General features: G+C 33.0%; 13 protein-coding genes. 9 read left to right on the plus strand and 4 right to left on the minus strand.

The genetic code is table 11. The features are described 5' to 3' along the window. The first annotated feature begins 306 nt into the window (after positions 1-306). Together leuC and leuD are read left to right on the plus strand one after the other, a co-directional pair. Positions 307-1,572 carry a 3-isopropylmalate dehydratase large subunit gene (leuC, locus tag BMY18_RS17300; RefSeq protein WP_092456630.1) on the plus strand — a complete coding sequence of 422 codons (1,266 nt, stop codon included), beginning with the start codon at positions 307-309 and terminating at the stop codon, positions 1,570-1,572. Between the two features lie 69 nt (positions 1,573-1,641). Then, a complete protein-coding gene (gene leuD, locus BMY18_RS17305; RefSeq protein ID WP_092456633.1) occupies positions 1,642-2,124 on the plus strand; it encodes a 3-isopropylmalate dehydratase small subunit in 483 nt (160 codons plus the stop codon). A gap of 344 nt (positions 2,125-2,468) precedes the next feature. Here the strand turns inward: leuD and BMY18_RS17310 are convergent, their stop codons facing one another. Next, complete coding sequence (locus BMY18_RS17310) at positions 2,469-3,302, minus strand: hypothetical protein (RefSeq protein WP_330386008.1); 834 nt, start codon at positions 3,300-3,302, stop codon at positions 2,469-2,471. 204 nt (positions 3,303-3,506) lie between these two features. Between BMY18_RS17310 and BMY18_RS17315 the strand changes: the two genes are divergently transcribed. From BMY18_RS17315 to BMY18_RS17330, 4 genes are all read left to right on the plus strand, one after another. After that, positions 3,507-4,940 carry a sensor domain-containing diguanylate cyclase gene (locus BMY18_RS17315; protein WP_170841469.1) on the plus strand — a complete coding sequence of 478 codons (1,434 nt, stop codon included), beginning with the start codon at positions 3,507-3,509 and terminating at the stop codon, positions 4,938-4,940. 70 nt (positions 4,941-5,010) lie between these two features. Next, complete coding sequence (locus BMY18_RS17320) at positions 5,011-5,469, plus strand: NanQ anomerase/TabA/YiaL family protein (protein ID WP_092456639.1); 459 nt, start codon at positions 5,011-5,013, stop codon at positions 5,467-5,469. A gap of 63 nt (positions 5,470-5,532) precedes the next feature. Continuing rightward, entirely contained in the window at positions 5,533-7,023 is a 1,491-nt protein-coding gene (gene thrC, locus BMY18_RS17325; RefSeq protein ID WP_092456642.1) for a threonine synthase, read from the plus strand. A 196-nt stretch (positions 7,024-7,219) separates the two neighbouring features. Then, on the plus strand, positions 7,220-7,672 hold the full coding sequence (locus BMY18_RS17330; protein ID WP_092456645.1) for a hypothetical protein: 453 nt from the start codon (positions 7,220-7,222) through the stop codon (positions 7,670-7,672). 68 nt (positions 7,673-7,740) lie between these two features. On the opposite strand, the gene BMY18_RS17335 is transcribed toward BMY18_RS17330, so the two are convergent. Further along, positions 7,741-8,442 carry a DUF3298 and DUF4163 domain-containing protein gene (locus BMY18_RS17335; protein WP_170841470.1) on the minus strand — a complete coding sequence of 234 codons (702 nt, stop codon included), beginning with the start codon at positions 8,440-8,442 and terminating at the stop codon, positions 7,741-7,743. 222 nt (positions 8,443-8,664) lie between these two features. Here BMY18_RS17335 and BMY18_RS17340 point away from each other — a divergent pair, with 222 nt between their 5' ends. Continuing rightward, positions 8,665-11,175, plus strand: coding sequence for a DsrE/DsrF/DrsH-like family protein (locus BMY18_RS17340; RefSeq protein WP_092456650.1), 2,511 nt, complete (start codon positions 8,665-8,667; stop codon positions 11,173-11,175). Between the two features lie 143 nt (positions 11,176-11,318). On the opposite strand, the gene BMY18_RS17345 is transcribed toward BMY18_RS17340, so the two are convergent. Beyond that, positions 11,319-13,019, minus strand: a complete 1,701-nt coding sequence (locus BMY18_RS17345; RefSeq protein ID WP_092456653.1) for a S8 family peptidase — start codon at positions 13,017-13,019, stop codon at positions 11,319-11,321. 60 nt (positions 13,020-13,079) lie between these two features. Further along, a complete protein-coding gene (locus tag BMY18_RS17350; protein ID WP_092456656.1) occupies positions 13,080-14,780 on the minus strand; it encodes a S8 family peptidase in 1,701 nt (566 codons plus the stop codon). A gap of 257 nt (positions 14,781-15,037) precedes the next feature. Here BMY18_RS17350 and hrcA point away from each other — a divergent pair, with 257 nt between their 5' ends. Together hrcA and grpE are read left to right on the plus strand one after the other, a co-directional pair. Further along, positions 15,038-16,087 carry a heat-inducible transcriptional repressor HrcA gene (hrcA, locus tag BMY18_RS17355; protein WP_092456659.1) on the plus strand — a complete coding sequence of 350 codons (1,050 nt, stop codon included), beginning with the start codon at positions 15,038-15,040 and terminating at the stop codon, positions 16,085-16,087. Positions 16,088-16,098: 11 nt separating this feature from the next. Beyond that, entirely contained in the window at positions 16,099-16,746 is a 648-nt protein-coding gene (gene grpE, locus BMY18_RS17360; RefSeq protein ID WP_092456662.1) for a nucleotide exchange factor GrpE, read from the plus strand. The last annotated feature ends 50 nt before the right edge of the window (positions 16,747-16,796 follow it).

Consider the following 16,796-nt stretch of genomic DNA (forward strand, 5'->3'; position numbering starts at 1 on the left):
AAGATTTATAAAATAATTAAAAAAATGTGTTCTAAGTGGAAAAATCTGCTTAGAACACATTTTTTTTGTATTAATGTGTAGAAATCAAATATATATATCAATAATAATCATTAACGACGCATTTGGATCGTTATTCATATAATAATTACAATAAGCATATATAATTATTAAAATTAATCTATAACTTTAAGTTATAACTTATATAGCTAATATGTATTTGCATTATACCAATAACTGTTATAAAATACAATTATCATATTTAGAAAAACAATATATAGAAGAACAATATATTAGGAGGATTATAACATGGGAATGACAATGACGCAAAAAATCTTAGCAGCACATGCAGGTCTTAGTGAAGTTAAGGCTGGTCAACTGATTGAAGCTGATTTAGATCTTGTACTTGGAAATGATATTACAGCACCTGTAGCTATTCATGAAATGGATAAAATGAAAATAAATACTGTATTTGACAAGGATAAAATTGCTCTTGTTCCAGATCATTTTGTACCTAACAAAGATATTAAGTCAGCAGAGCATTGTAAATGCGTTCGTGAATTTGCTAGCAAACATGATATTACGAACTACTTCGAAGTAGGACAGATGGGTATTGAACATGCATTACTCCCAGAAAAGGGATTAACCGTAGCTGGTGATGTTATTATCGGTGCTGATTCTCATACCTGTACCTATGGTGCCCTTGGAGCATTTTCAACTGGTGTTGGTTCAACTGATATGGCTGCCGGAATGGCAACAGGAAAAGCTTGGTTTAAAGTACCTTCAGCAATCAAATTTGTTTTGACAGGGAAATTATCAAAATGGGTTAGTGGTAAGGATTTAATTCTTCATATCATCGGAATGATTGGTGTTGATGGCGCGCTTTACAAATCAATGGAATTTGTAGGTGATGGCATTGCAAATCTGACAATGGATGACAGATTTACAGTTGCTAATATGGCAATTGAAGCGGGAGCAAAGAACGGAATTTTTCCAGTGGATGCGCTTGCCGAAACATATATAAAAGAACATTCGAAGAAACCTTATGTTATATATGAAGCAGATGAAGATGCACAGTATGATGAGACCATCACAATTGATCTTGCAGAATTGAAATCAACAATTGCATTTCCACATTTGCCAGAAAATACTAGAACGATTGATGAAGTCGGCGAAGTAATAATAGATCAAGTTGTAATCGGTTCTTGTACAAATGGTAGAATTGATGATTTAAGAATTACTGCTAAAGTATTTGAAGGAAGACAGGTAGATAAGAGACTTCGAGTAATCATAATTCCAGCAACACAAAAAATATATCTTCAAGCAATTGAAGAAGGACTAATTCAGATATTTATTAATTCTGGTGCAATTGTAAGTACGCCAACCTGTGGACCTTGCCTTGGAGGATATATGGGAGTATTAGCAGCTGGTGAACGCTGTATATCAACAACCAACCGTAACTTTGTAGGACGTATGGGAGATCCAAAATCTGAAGTATATCTTGCAAGTCCAGCAATAGCAGCAGCTAGTGCAATTACAGGCAAAATATCAGGTCCAGCTGAATTAGGAATGTAAAATCGTTTCAACAGTGAGAAAATAAAACGTGTTTCTATAGATAGAAGATTGAAAAGGAGATAACTAATTATGAAAGCATTCGGAAAAGTATTTAAATATGGAGATAATGTAGATACAGACGTAATAATACCAGCAAGATACTTAAATTCATCTGATCCAGCTGAGCTAGCATCACATTGCATGGAAGATATAGATAAGGATTTTATTAAAAATGTAAAAAAAGGTGACATCATTGTTGCGAATAAGAATTTTGGATGTGGTTCATCAAGAGAGCATGCACCAATCGCAATCAAGGAATCAGGCATAAGCTGTGTAATTGCAGAAACATTTGCAAGGATATTCTATCGTAATTCAATTAATATTGGTCTTCCAATTATTGAATGTCCTGAGGCTGCAAAGTCAATAGAAGCGAATGATGAGTTGGAAGTTGATTTTGATAGTGGGTTAATTACGAATAAGACAAAGGGAATACAATACCAAGGTCAGGCATTCCCAGAATTCATGCAGAAGATTATTAAGGCTGAAGGCCTGATAAATTACATCAATATGTAAATTATTGCATTGGCTTTGCTTCCTATTTCTTCGTATGTAAGTTACTAATGTCTTCATTTTATGCTAAAAGCATAGATAAAAAGTTCTAAACTCCTCACTTCGTTCGTCAGACAGGGAATTATTGCATTGGCTTTGCTTCCTATTTCCTCGTATGTAAGTTACTAATGCCTTCATTTTATGCTAAAAGCAAGAGCAAAAGTTCTAAACTCCTCACTGCGTTCGTCAGACAGTAGAACTTTTGCTCTTAACGCATAAAATGAAGGCATAAGTAACTTATCATACTCGTCAAATATACAGCAAAGCCAATGCAATAATTTGGGTTGAAAAGCCTTATTTCTATAAGACTAGTTTTCTGTAGGGGACTTGAGCTGCAGGTTTCGGAGGCGTTTTGAAATTTTTATGGAGTTGTAAATGGCGGCGTATTCGATTGAACTTATGTCTTCAATATAATTGGAAGGGAAATTTATTAGAATGCCCTTGGTTTTTAAGAGGTCGGCGGTTTTGTTATAAGCAATCGCGGCTTCTTTTTCCGTTAAATAGTTGCCAATAACATAATCGCCATTGATGTGAATTTTCACTTTGTACAAGATACGTCCGTTCTTTGTAAAACGTTGAACACCAAAATATTTATTAATAACATTAATATTGCCATAACGATAATCTTTATTATCACCATTTGCAAACGTATAATCTCTATTACATACAGAGTGATTTTTTATACCGTATCTAGACAAAATAGTAGTCTGCATACCATAATCATTTACAAATAAGTAGCCATTACGAGTCATGATTTTATGGTTAGAATAATAAAAGAGATCATCAACATCAAAAATCAAGTAACTGTGTGGCTCAAGGAAATATATGAAATATTTATGGCAAAGATAAATTGGAGTTTTGAAATAGATGCCAGTGTCTCTGAAATTAACCAAAACAATCCATTTTTCAAAAGAAAGTACGCATTTGTCAGAATTATAAGAAGTAGTGTATTTCGCAGTATCAATATTATTATCGTTTGTGTTATGTAGAACTTCATTTGCAAATTTATATGCAAGAGAGGCAGAACTAACATCATAAAAACTTCCAAGGCTAATATGCTTATTCTTGAATGTAATTGAAACTCTAAAGTATTCAGTTTTGTCTTTTTTAAACGTTCTGTAAACACCTTCTGGCATATCCATATAGTATCCTCTTCAAAATAAATAATGTCATTTATAAAATTATAACATATTAATTTAGAAGATGCATAGTGACTTTTATTATTGTCTATGATATGGTTAGATAGTATAAGGTTATCATTTCAATAGCCATATTTATCATATTATTTTATAATGGTGGAATGAAACTAGAAAATAAAGTTAGGTCTGAAATATATGGGTAAGTCTATGAAAGAAAAGTCGATTAAGATTAAAGATAAAAGTATATCTAAGACTCGAATCACAAAAAGAATGATAGTTCGATCATTTGTGTGCTTTATTATTATATTTGGAATCTTGGATTTAACAATATATATGATATCGCAAAACCAAATTAATAGTAAAAAGGATACAGCTGGATATATTGCAGCAATCAGCTTTGACAAGATTTCAGTTAATATGCAAATGATTGAGACAAAAATTAAAACAATAATTGGTTTCTCAATTGATATAAAAGGCAATATTACTGATTTTGAAAGAGCAGCTACATCTATAATAGGAAATGATAATGTAAGTTGTGTTGCACTAGCACCAAATGGTATCATTCAATATGCGTATCCATATGCTGGAAATGAATCTTTGATAGGATTTGATTTTCAGGACAGTTCGATTGATACGAATAACATAGAAGCGTTCGCAAATGATAATAATCAGATTATAACAACTATATGTGGACCACATTTATTTCTAAATGGAAAAACATATCTTATAGTCAAGGTACCAGTATTATTAGAAAATGTGGATTCAACAACTCAGTTGTGGGGATACGCATGTGCATTCATCGATTTTCCGAAATCGTTAATGAACGCTGGATTTAACTCCCTAATAGAGCAAAAATATAATTACAAATTATATCGAAATGATATAAATAATATAGAGAGAATCATGTTATCTTTTCAACAAAAGAATATTAAACAAGGAATTATTATACACAGAGAAGTATTTAATCAGACGTGGAATATTTTGATTGAACCTGAAAGTGGATGGTATAATAAAGAACGATATATTTTAGAATCCATCGTTATGTTAATTATTAGTATTTTAAGTTCAATTATTATTTTAGATTATTTTAGATTGAAAGATACTGGAAAAGCACTTACTAGATTTGTTAATATTGATACCCTAACGGGTGTGTTTTCAAGGAGATATTTTTTCGATTACGTAGAAGCAGAGATTGGAAGAAATAGGCGATTTGGAATATGTTATATTGATGTTGACAACTTTAAACAAGTAAATGATCAATATGGTCACGAAATTGGTGATAAACTTCTGCTTGAAATAGGCAAACGACTACAGGTATGCATTAGGAAAAATGATTTTGTTGCAAGACTTGGCGGAGATGAATTTGTAATATATATGAATGATATCAATGATGAATTTATTGGAGAATTAATCTTGAAGAGAGTTTTGGATGCAATGGAAATTCCCTTTGAATATAAAAATATTGTTTTGCAGAATACATTAAGCATCGGTTATTCTATTTTCCCAGAAGATGGTTCTAGTATTGTAGAGTTGATTCAAAATGCAGATAGATATATGTATAATATGAAGAAAAAGAACCATAGAGAAATTAAAATAAAGCAAATAATGAAGCATAACAAAATAAATCATTCAAAGAATTAGCTATTGTTTTTGGTAGCTATATTGTTGTATAATAGGTGGATAAATTTTTTTTAATAAAAGGAGAAATATTATGATTTTTGATTCATTGAAGAATATTGGATTTTACAAAGGTTTAAATGATCGCTATGCAAAAGCAGTTGAATTTCTTTCAAAAGAAAATCTTGCTGGACTTGAAATCGGGAAATATGAAATTGATGGCAAAAATGTATATGCGAATGTAATGGAATATGATACAATTTCTTGGGACGATGCAAAATATGAAGCTCATAAGCATTACACAGATATTCAGTGTATCCTTGTAGGCGAAGAATTGATGAGCTTTGAACCAACAGTAAATTTGAAACCAACGGAAGAATATAATGAAGAAAAAGACGTAATAAAGTTTAATAATGATATAAGAGGAATTGACATAGTAGTAAGAGCTGGTGAATACTTAATTTTCCAACCACAGGATGGACATAAACCTAAGGCTATGAATGGGCAACCATGTCATGTTAAAAAAGTAGTTGTTAAGATCAAAGAAGACTAAATACAATTAACCCAACTTAGAGAAATCAATCTAAGATTAAGAAAGATTAGGTGGTAAATTTTAATGGATTTGTTATATAGAAGTACAAGAGATGATAGTGTTAGTGTTACAGCTTCACAAGCAATCTTAAAGGGTTTGTCTGCAGACGGAGGCTTATTTGTTCCAGAATCTATTCCAACATTAGAGATTAGTTTAGAAGCGCTTTCAAAGATGTCATATACAGAAGTCGCTTATGAAGTTATGAAATTATTCCTTACTGATTTTACAGAACAAGAATTAAAGGATTGTATAACGAAAGCGTATGATTCAAAGTTTGACACGGATGAAATTACTACACTTGTTAAAGCAGATGGCGCTTATTATTTAGAATTATTTCATGGTTCAACTATTGCATTTAAGGATATGGCATTATCGATACTTCCACATTTGTTAACAACATCAGCGAAGAAGAACAATGTCAAGAATGATATCGTAATTCTTACAGCCACATCAGGAGATACAGGGAAAGCAGCACTTGCTGGATTCGCAGATGTAAAGGGCACTAAGATTATTGTATTCTATCCAAAGAATGGTGTTAGCCCAATCCAAGAGAAGCAGATGATTACGCAAAAAGGTGACAACACATATGTTGTTGCAATTAACGGCAATTTTGATGACGCGCAGACTGGTGTAAAGAAAATATTTGGAGACAAAGAACTTGAGATAGTTATGGATCAAGCTGGCTACCAGTTTTCATCAGCAAACTCAATCAATATAGGACGTCTTGTTCCACAAATCGTATATTATGTATATGCATATTCAAGACTGCTAGCTCATGAAGAGCTCAAATCAGGAGAGAAGATTAACGCAGTAGTGCCAACGGGTAACTTTGGTAACATTCTTGCAGCATTTTACGCTAAAAACATGGGACTTCCAATTGATAAGCTCATATGTGCTTCTAATGATAACAAAGTTTTATATGATTTCTTTATAACGGGAACATATGATAGAAATAGAGAATTTATGCTTACATCATCACCATCTATGGATATTTTGATTTCAAGCAACTTAGAAAGACTTATATATCGTATAGCGGGCAGTAGTGCTGATAAGAATAATGAAATGATGAATGCGCTTAAGACCGCTGGAAAATATGATATTACAGATGATATGAAGCAACATCTTACTGATTTCTATGGCAATTATGCAAAGGAAGAAGAAACTGCTTCTACTATCAAACAACTTTATGAAGACACGAATTATATTATTGATACACATACAGCAGTTGCAGCTTGTGTTTATAAGAAATATAAGGCAGAAACTGGTGATACAACGAAATCAGTGATTGCTTCAACAGCTAGCCCATTTAAGTTTACAAGAAGTGTTATGGTTGCAATCAATTCAAAATACGAATCTATGAGTGATTTCGAGCTTGTAGATGAATTAAGCAAGATTTCTGGTGTGATTGTACCTGATGCGATTGAAGAGATTCGGATTGCACCTGTACTTCATAACACAGTATGTGAGGTTAATGAAATGTGTAGTACAATTAAGGAAATTCTCAAAATCAAATGATATAATACAGAAAATAAAATAGAAATTGTTTTTAAAGGTGTTGATTTTAAATTAGAAATCGGCACCTATTTTTTAATATTAAAATAGTAATTTAATTCCATCTTTTATTCCTTTTATTGTTAAATAAACTTGACTTATAGCTCTTAATAAAATAGAATCATAATTAGAGTTATAAATATAGAGGGGGATAAAAATAGTGGGAAATTTTATGATAAAATTATATAAAAAGTTATCGATAATTCCAGTCACTTTGCTTATTGTTGTAGGAGTTTATCAGATATGTATGGGAAACTTGTTGGGAGAAATCTTTAATGGTAAAGTAACTTGGATACTTTGGGTGACGCAGTCAATGATTATTGATACAGTTATAACTGTAATGGCTATTTATTTTTTAATTAACGGATTTCCAAAGCCTTATAAGAAACTAAGGGATAACATTAAAACAAAAGGGATTGCTACGTTTATATTGCTGGCATCTGTCATCATGGCAATTATATTATTTGTAATTGGTAAGTTATTTCTGAATCAAGTAGTATTTCATATCAATTATATTTTGCTTCTTGCAGTGTTAATTATTCTTTGTATTTTACAGAAATTTATTGATAAGATTGTATATCCAAAAACTAAAGTGAATAATGAAAATGCATAAGAGGAGCGTAGGCTCTTCTTTTTTTTCTTTGTGATTATAATGTATTCTTTCATTGAAGTCTTAATATCTTATAAGATAGGCAAACATCGTGGATAAGATAAGCCCAAATTATCATATGGAATATGAAATTCTATAATTCCACTTGAATATGGGGCAACTTCATACTGCTGATAAAATATTGTTATACCAATAGGTGTGAGATAAAAGTTATTGACGTTGAAATGCTTAACAATTAGTTCCTTGTAATTATGAAAATAGATATTAGGATTTTCAATCATCTGTTCATCAGCAAGTTTAATGATCTGGTCAATTATAAGTGGAACAAAATCTTCACTTTGATAGAAAATATCTTCCATATTTATATTTGCACCCGTGTTTAGGTTCCAGTTGCTAGAAGAGCGAATCGTGTTGCCATGTGCTCCTCCAGTATACTGATATCGATCTATATATGTACTAAGTTTACAAGCTGCATTTAATGTGACAGCATAATTCATAAAGGCTTCATAAGAGAAAAAAGGGTAACTGTTTTTTTTCGCATATAGATAGGTTTCAATTGCTGTCTTTCTAAGTTCAGTGGCGGCGTATTGTACAAATTGGCAAGCATCTCGTTTATAAAATTCATTTATTTTATTTTGCGCTGGATGATTATAATTTAAATTTATTTGAAGATAAGAAACGTGCAGCTTTAATAAATCACTTGACATAAAATTAAATACTTTTTGATATTCTTTACGAAGTAGAATGGCTTTATTATTTGTATAAATTTGCATATTTTCCTCCGTTTCTAAGGTACTACCTGTTACTATCATATGCAAAACTACAGTAAAATGTTAATTAATTTTTTCGTTTGTAATAAAGTTGAGATAGCGTTTGGTGACTAAGTTACATATAAAAAAACATATAGGGGTTACAATATTGTTTGATTATTATAATTATAAATAAATAATGGAATGTTAAAAAAATAACATAGTTTATAAAAGGAGAGAATGTGTATGCGAAGTAAAACAGTTATTATAGGTGGAGTGGCCGGGGGCGCCACAACAGCAGCTCGTTTGAGAAGAAGAGATGAATCTATGGAAATTATTATGTTTGAAAAAGGCGAATATATTTCCTATGCAAATTGTGGGCTACCTTATTATATTGGAGATGTAATTAAAAGTAGAGATGCATTATTATTACAGACACCAATGGCCATGAAGAATAAATTTAACATTGACGTACGAATCGCTAGTGAAGTTACAGCGATTCATGTAAATGATAAAAAAGTTAGCGTAAAGAACTTGAAAACCGGTGAAGAATACGAGGAAACTTATGATTTTTTAGTGATAGCAACAGGTTCTTCTCCTATAAAACCACCAATCCCAGGAATTGACGGGGATAATATATTTACATTATGGACAGTACCAGATACGGATGTTATAAAAGCCTATATAAATGAAAAAAAGCCTAAAACAGCGGCCGTTATTGGTGGAGGGTTTATTGGACTTGAGATGGCAGAAAATCTTCATACAGCAGGATTAGAAGTGAGCTTGATTGAAATGCAGAATCAAGTAATGGCGCCCGTAGATTATGAGATGGCACAGCTTCTACATGAAAATATGAGAATGAATCATATTAATCTGGTTTTAGAGGATGGAGTACGATCATTTGATCTAAATAATGGAAAGACAATTATTAATCTTTCTAGTGGTAAAATAATAGAAGCGGATATGGTTATTTTGTCAATTGGAGTAAGGCCGAATAGTACATTGGCTAAAAATGCTGGAATTGCATTAAATGAAAAAGGTGGAATAATCGTTCATGACTGTTTACAAACCTCTGAACCAAATATTTATGCGGTTGGAGATGTGATTGAAGTGGAAAATTTTGTCCTAAAGGATAAAACGATGGTACCACTAGCAGGACCAGCCAATAAGCAAGCTAGAATATGTGCAGACAATATTGTAGGCGGAAGTAAAAAGTACAAGGGAACACTTGGAACAGCAGTTGCAAAGGTATTTGATTTAAATGTTGCTTCAGTCGGAATGAATGAGAAAGCATTGAAGGTACTTGGGAAAGAAAAGGGAAGAGATTACGATACAGTCGTGATTAATCAAAAATCTCATGCTGGTTATTATCCTGGAGCTACGCCGATTACTCTGAAATTGATTTTTGATAAAGTTGGGAAAATATATGGAGGTCAAATCATTGGCCAAGATGGCGTAGATAAAAGAATTGATACAATAGCAACGACTATGAGACTAAATGGTACAATTTATGACTTGGCAGAACTAGAATTAGCATATGCACCGCCATTTTCATCTGCAAAAGATCCAGTTAATATGTTAGGCTTTGTTGCAGAAAATGTAATAGATGGCTTGGTATCATTTATTGAATCAGATGAGCTAGATAAACAGTTACAAAGTGCTAATGAGGATTATATTGTTCTTGATGTCACTGAAGAAATGGAACGAATGGTGTTTTCTATTCCCGACTCCTATCATATTCCACTTGGACAAATCCATGAAAGATTAAATGAACTAGATAGAGAAAAGCTCATTATAATTTATTGTGCAATTGGTGTTCGCTCATATAATGCGGCCAGAGTATTGATGCAAAATGGATTTCAAAAGGTGAAAGTATTATCGGGAGGAACGGCATTTTACAAGTCAATGCACCACATGGATGAGATTGAAACAAGACCAGTTTTAAAACCACAGTCGGGGAATGGAGAAAAAATGAGTGAAGAAGAGAAAACAGATATCATAAAAACCAATCAAGAAATAAAGGTTTTAGATTGTTGTGGATTGCAATGCCCAGGGCCTATTATGAAAGTGTATGAAGCAATCTGCGCTATGGAAGAAAATCAGATTTTAAAAGTTTCAGCCACTGATATGGGATTCGCGAAAGATATCGATTCATGGTGTAAAAGAACAGGAAATACATTAATTAAAACAGAACGAAAAGACAAAGAAAATATTGTATATATTAAAAAAGGAGTAGATGTGTGTGATGTTTCTGCTGCTTCAACTTCAACAGTCAAAACACAATTGCCACAAGGAAAGACTTTGGTTGTATTTAGTGGAGATTTAGATAAAGTACTTGCTGCATTTATTATAGCAAATGGTGCTGCTTCTATGGGAAGGCCAGTTACGATGTTCTTTACATTTTGGGGACTGAATGCATTGCGCAAGCAAGAAAAAGTATCAGTAAAAAAACCAATTATAGATAGAATGTTTGGGGCTATGATGCCACGAGGAGCAAAAAAATTAAAACTTTCCAACTTGAATATGGGTGGAATGGGCACTTTAATGATGAGAAAAGTTATGAAAGATAAAAATGTAGATTCAATAGAAGAATTAATGAAAAAAGCGATGGCTAGTGGTATAAAATTAGTTGCATGTACAATGTCTATGGATGTAATGGGAATTACAAAAGATGAATTAATAGAAGGCGTAGAATTAGCAGGAGTGGCATCTTATTTGGGTGATGCAGAAGAATCTAATGTTAATTTATTTATTTAAATTTTAAGATGTAGAAAAAAGATATAAATAAAAAATGTAAAGAAAAAACATAAACAAATTATAACACAAAAACAGAGAGACTAATTTCAGTCATGAAATCAGACCTCTCTGTTTGCATTTGGAAATATATCTAGTTGATAGAATTATGGTTCACCTCGTAAACTTTCGAAAGTTCTGTATATATCTAAAGTGCCATAGCCCCACTCTCTATTTGGATAAATCAAATTCGGATTTCGTTCAACACCGCGAAATAGGAACTTTTTGACTTGCTGACTATTCATCGTAGGGTAGTTCTTTTTTACAATTCCCCATTCAAGTAGCATAGCGGATACACCCGTAGTTAGTGCGGCTGATATGCTTGTTCCTGATTTCTCACTAAATGCATTGCCAAGTAAAGGGCTATAGACATTAACTCCAGGAGCCGCTAAATCAGGTTTTACTAAATTTATTCTTGAAAATCCTCTACCTGCATTCAGATATATACTTTGAACTTTATGGTTATAGGCCGTGGCTGTAATTGCTGTTAGTGAATAACCGGGACAAGTTATTGTTGTATACGGGTTAGGGTTTGCAAATGTCGTATTTTCATTAATGAATCCTCGCATTGGTAGCCAGATGTGAAAGCCTGAACTGATTTTTCCAGCATATACTTTGAGCTTCCATATACCAGGTGAAGGATTTTGAAATCGAATTAGTATCAGTTGATCTCCTGTTTGATTTTCCACAATAAAATAATCAACTAAGATAGTTGTTTTTTCAAAGGTAAAATTGATTTTTCTACTTTCATGTAATTTGGAAAGTATACGAGGAACGTATTCTCCACCGGGAGTCGTAATATCAATGGAATACGTACCAGGCAAACTTCCCCATAATTCCATAAGAAAACCACTTTCACCTTCTCCAACTTTAATTTCGACCAGATCATATCCAAGTTTAGGATCAACCTCTCCATAATAATGATGGCCGGTGTCGCCTTCATTTCCAGCTGCAACAACTGTTGCTATACCAATTCGGTTAGAATTAGTATAAATCAGGTCGGCTAAGGGCGTACGACCATCATGTGAGCCTTGATTGGTTCCAAGTCCAATACAGATTGCAATAGGTTTCCCAAGTCGATTAGCAATGTTAATCAGATAGGTAATTCCAAACATAATATCATTTTCCTGATAGCATATTGTATCCTCTGGAACCAAAATCAATTGCTTTAGATTTGATTTGGCAGGTTTGAGTTTGACAACCACAAATTGTGATAGCGGCACTACGCCTATGAAGTCACTGTCTTCGATATTAGAGCCGCCAGCAAGTCCAGCCAACATTGTTCCATGCCCTATCTGATCAGTGCTTGGAACGAGCGCTAAAGGTGCTTCACTTTTAAGTGCTTCATTAATCTGATTCTCATTATATTCAGTTCCATAATAAAATATTTCGGAGGAGGCTTGTAGATTTTCAATTGATTGATCCCATATAGACAATATTCTTGTTGTATTATCGGTATTTTTAAATAAGGGATTGGTATATTCAATTCCGGTATCAACGAACCCTAATAGGACTCCTTGGCCATTTAAAGCTAAGTTTGGTACATTTTGGACTCTTTTAACACCCATTTCATCTAAACTTGTAGTATCAACCAAACCGAATAATTTAGGGATAGTGGAATAGTCTTGTCTTTGCAAGAAATCTTGCTTTACGCTATCTACTGGTATATAAATAACGGCATACTTTTCATCGATAATATTAATTGTATCATTTGGAAAGTTAGATAATTTTTTTTGGTTTTCATTATATTCCACAATTAAATCGGCATACTCATTGCTTATTATTTTTTTTCTATCCAAGTCATTCATATATACGGAATACGCTGCCTAATTTACTTTTCTTGTATATATATATGTTTTGAAAAAAAATTAAGACTGAACTTGTAAACTTTCATACGTTCCATTGATATCTATTGTGCCATATCCCCACTCTCTATTTGGATATATTATGTTTTCATTTCTGTTAACACCTCGGAATAAGAACTTTTTAATCTGCAAACAATCCATGGAGGGATAGTTATCCTTTACAATTCCCCACTCAAGCAGCATTGCTGCAATACCAGTAGTTAGTGCAGCTGCAATACTAGTTCCCGATTTATCTCCAAATTCATTTGCAAGTAACGGACTATAGACATTTACTCCAGGAGCTGCTAAATCGGGTTTGACAAAATCAGTTCTAGTAAAGCCTTTGCTGGCATTGAGATATATACTTTGATCCCTATGGTTGTATGCAGTGGCGGTAATAATAATTAATGCATTTCCAGGAGTGGTAACCGTCGTATATGGGTTAGGCTTTTTAAAAAAAGTGTTTTCTAGAATAAAACCTCGCATTGGCAACCAAATATGAAAACCCGAACTGATTTTCCCCGCATATACGTTAATTATCCAGGTGCCAGGTGAAGGGTTCATAAATCGAATTAAAATCAGCTGATCGCCCGTTTGTGTTTCTACTATAAAATAATCAACTAAAATAATAGTATTTTGAAATATAAAATTAATTTTTCTACGTGCTTGTAACTTAGGTAGTATACGTGGAATGTATTCTCCGTTTGGAGATGTGATATCGATTGAATAGGTGCCAGGTAAACTTCCCCATAATTCCATAGCAAAACCGCTTTCACCTTCTGCAACTTCAATTTCAACCTTATCAAAACCGAGTTTGGGATCAACTGTTCCATAGTAATGGTGACCAGCATTGCCTTCATTACCGGCTGCGACTATGATTGCAATCCCCGTTCTATTTGCATGAGTTAAAATCATATCTGATATTGGAGAACTGCCGTCATGCGAGCCTTGATTGGTACCAAGTCCAATGCAGATGGCAATAGGTCTTCCAAGTCGTCTTGCTACATTTGTTAAATATTGAATGCCAAACATAATGTCATTTTCCTGATAGCATATTGTATTTTCTGGTACCATAGTCAGTAGTTTTATATTAGATTTGGCTGGTTTGAGTTTAACAACAACATATTCCGATAATGGTACTACACCTACAAAATCACTTTCTACGATATTAGAACCTCCTGCAAGGCCTGCTAACATTGTGCCATGTCCTATTTCATCTGTACTTGGGACAATGGATAATGGTACATCGTTTTTAAGAGCAAGATTAATGTTGTCCTCATTATATTCTGTTCCATAGTAAAATATATCTGCAGAAGCCTGCTTATTTTCTATTGATTGATCCCATATAGATAAGATTCTTGTTGAATTATCAGTATTTTTAAATATTGGATTGGTATACTCTATTCCTGTGTCAACGAATCCCAAGAGAACTCCTTGGCCTTTTAAAGCTAAGGAAGATACATTCTGAATCTTTTTAACGCCCATTGCTTCTAAATTTGTAGTATCAAGTAATCCTAACAATTTAGGGATGACGGAGTAATCTTTTTCATGAATAAACTGCTGCGTTACTTTATTTTCTGGAATATATACAACAGCATACTTAGAGTCGATATAATTAATTGTTTCGTTTTGCAAATCAAATAACTCCAATAGATTTTTACTGTATTCCACTATTAAATCAGCGTAGTCATTGCTTATAATCCTTTTTCTATCGTCATCATTCATATATTGAATACCCGATCTTGATTTATTTTCTTCTATATATATATGGTTTTTTGAACAGTATATACATTACACGTTCTACGGTGTTTTTAGATTGTTGTGCAAAAAATATCACATTATAATAAAAAAAAAACAAAACAGGTGTTGACAAATAAATGCGTTAGTGATATTTTTAATATATCAGTATTAGCACTCTATCAATTAGAGTGCTAACAAAAAAACTTATATTAAATATAATCCATTGCAAAGGAGCAGCTGTTATGGAACTTGACGATAGAAAGATAAAGATTCTTAAAGCAGTCATTCAGAATTATCTTGAAACTGGAGAACCGGTCGGTTCAAGAACCATTTCAAAAGACGCTGATTTGAATTTAAGCTCGGCTACGATTCGTAATGAGATGGCAGATTTGGAGGAGTTGGGATATATAATTCAGCCACATACTTCTGCAGGACGTATTCCTTCTGATAAGGGATATCGATTATATGTTGATAATATGATGTTAGAAAAAGAAGCTCATCTTTTAAAAAGGGAAAAAGAAGTTACAGAACTGAAAATCTTTTTAACTGATAAAGTAGAAAGAGTGGAAGAACTTCTACAAAACGTAGCAAAGACATTAGCGAATGACACGAACTATGCAACAATGATTAGTTTGCCGCAAAGTCATAAGGTAAAGTTGAAGTTTATTCAATTGTCACAACTTGAGCCAAACAAGATTCTAACAGTTATCGTATTGGATGGTAATCTTGTAAAGAACAAGGTGATTAATATTAGCGAAGATATTTCACAAGAGATGTTGCTAAAGTTGAATATTTTGTTAAACAGCAGTCTTAATGGTTTGACATTAGATGAAATTAATCTCAGTATTATTTCTAGAATGCAGAATCAGGCAGGCGAATATGTTGATTTAATCAAAATGGTTTTGGATACAATCACAGATATAATAGGGAATGCTGAACAGATGCATATTTATACAAGTGGTGCAACTAACATATTTAAGTATCCAGAATTAAGTGACAGAATCAAAGCAAGTGAGCTTATATGTACTTTGGAAGAAAAAGAACTTCTTACAAATCTGATTTCGGATTCCTTAGATAGTTCGCAGAACCAAGGTATTCAAGTATATATAGGAAATGAAACACCGGTACAGACAATGAAAGATTGTAGTGTGGTTACAGCAACTTATCAATTCGAAGACGGCTTGAGAGGCACAATAGGAATAATCGGACCAAAACGAATGGATTATGATAAAGTGGTTGAGGCATTAAAAACTGTAAAATCACAGTTGGATACAGTATTTAAGAAAAATTGAGAAAGGTTGGTGTGAAAGTGCCAGAAAATGAAAACAATGAAGCAATTCAACCAGAAGAAGTTGAAACTGCTAATATAAATGATGGCGAACAAGATATTGTAGATGAATTCACAGAGGCAGAAGCGGAATCAGAAGTAGAAGTAGATGCGGATGAAAAAGCAGAAAAAGGCAAGGAATCTACAGAGAAAGCTAAAAAGTTTGGAAAAAAAGAAAAAAAGAAAGATCCTAAGGATATTCTTATAGACGAACTGATTGATAAGAACAGACGTCAGATGGCAGAATTTGATAATTTCAGAAAAAGAACTGAAAAAGAGAAGTCAGTAATGTATGAAATTGGAGCGAAGGATATAATCGAAAAGATATTACCAATCGTGGATAATTTCGAAAGAGGATTTGATGCCATTTCAGATGAAGAAAAATCATCACCATTTACAGAAGGAATCGAGAAAGTATTCAAACAACTAACGAAGGCTTTAGAGGATGCAGGAGTCAAGACAATAGAGGCAGTAGGTCAGCCTTTTGATCCTAATTTTCATAATGCAGTAATGCATATTGAAGATGAGGAGCTTGGTGAAAATGTTGTAGCTGATGAGTTCCAGAAGGGCTATATTTACAGAGAATCTGTAGTACGCCATAGTATGGTCAAGGTAGCAAATTAATTATATGGAAGAAAGCAATAAAAATAAAGGTTCCATACAATGTTAGTAAA

The organism is [Clostridium] fimetarium (genome assembly GCF_900111235.1).
In the GTDB taxonomy this organism is placed as follows: Bacteria; Bacillota; Clostridia; order Lachnospirales; family Lachnospiraceae; genus Clostridium_N; species Clostridium_N fimetarium.

What these genes read in the sequence shown, in the direction of transcription:
- BMY18_RS17345 (WP_092456653.1), bottom strand. Translation starts at nt 13,019, where the DNA reads ATGAATGACTTGGATAGAAAAAAAATAATAAGCAATGAGTATGCCGAT.
- BMY18_RS17335 (WP_170841470.1), bottom strand. Translation starts at nt 8,442, where the DNA reads ATGCAAATTTATACAAATAATAAAGCCATTCTACTTCGTAAAGAATAT.
- BMY18_RS17310 (WP_330386008.1), bottom strand. Translation starts at nt 3,302, where the DNA reads ATGGATATGCCAGAAGGTGTTTACAGAACGTTTAAAAAAGACAAAACT.
- leuC (WP_092456630.1), top strand. Translation starts at nt 307, where the DNA reads ATGGGAATGACAATGACGCAAAAAATCTTAGCAGCACATGCAGGTCTT.
- BMY18_RS17320 (WP_092456639.1), top strand. Translation starts at nt 5,011, where the DNA reads ATGATTTTTGATTCATTGAAGAATATTGGATTTTACAAAGGTTTAAAT.
- BMY18_RS17340 (WP_092456650.1), top strand. Translation starts at nt 8,665, where the DNA reads ATGCGAAGTAAAACAGTTATTATAGGTGGAGTGGCCGGGGGCGCCACA.
- thrC (WP_092456642.1), top strand. Translation starts at nt 5,533, where the DNA reads ATGGATTTGTTATATAGAAGTACAAGAGATGATAGTGTTAGTGTTACA.
- BMY18_RS17350 (WP_092456656.1), bottom strand. Translation starts at nt 14,780, where the DNA reads ATGAATGATGACGATAGAAAAAGGATTATAAGCAATGACTACGCTGAT.
- BMY18_RS17315 (WP_170841469.1), top strand. Translation starts at nt 3,507, where the DNA reads ATGAAAGAAAAGTCGATTAAGATTAAAGATAAAAGTATATCTAAGACT.
- hrcA (WP_092456659.1), top strand. Translation starts at nt 15,038, where the DNA reads ATGGAACTTGACGATAGAAAGATAAAGATTCTTAAAGCAGTCATTCAG.
- leuD (WP_092456633.1), top strand. Translation starts at nt 1,642, where the DNA reads ATGAAAGCATTCGGAAAAGTATTTAAATATGGAGATAATGTAGATACA.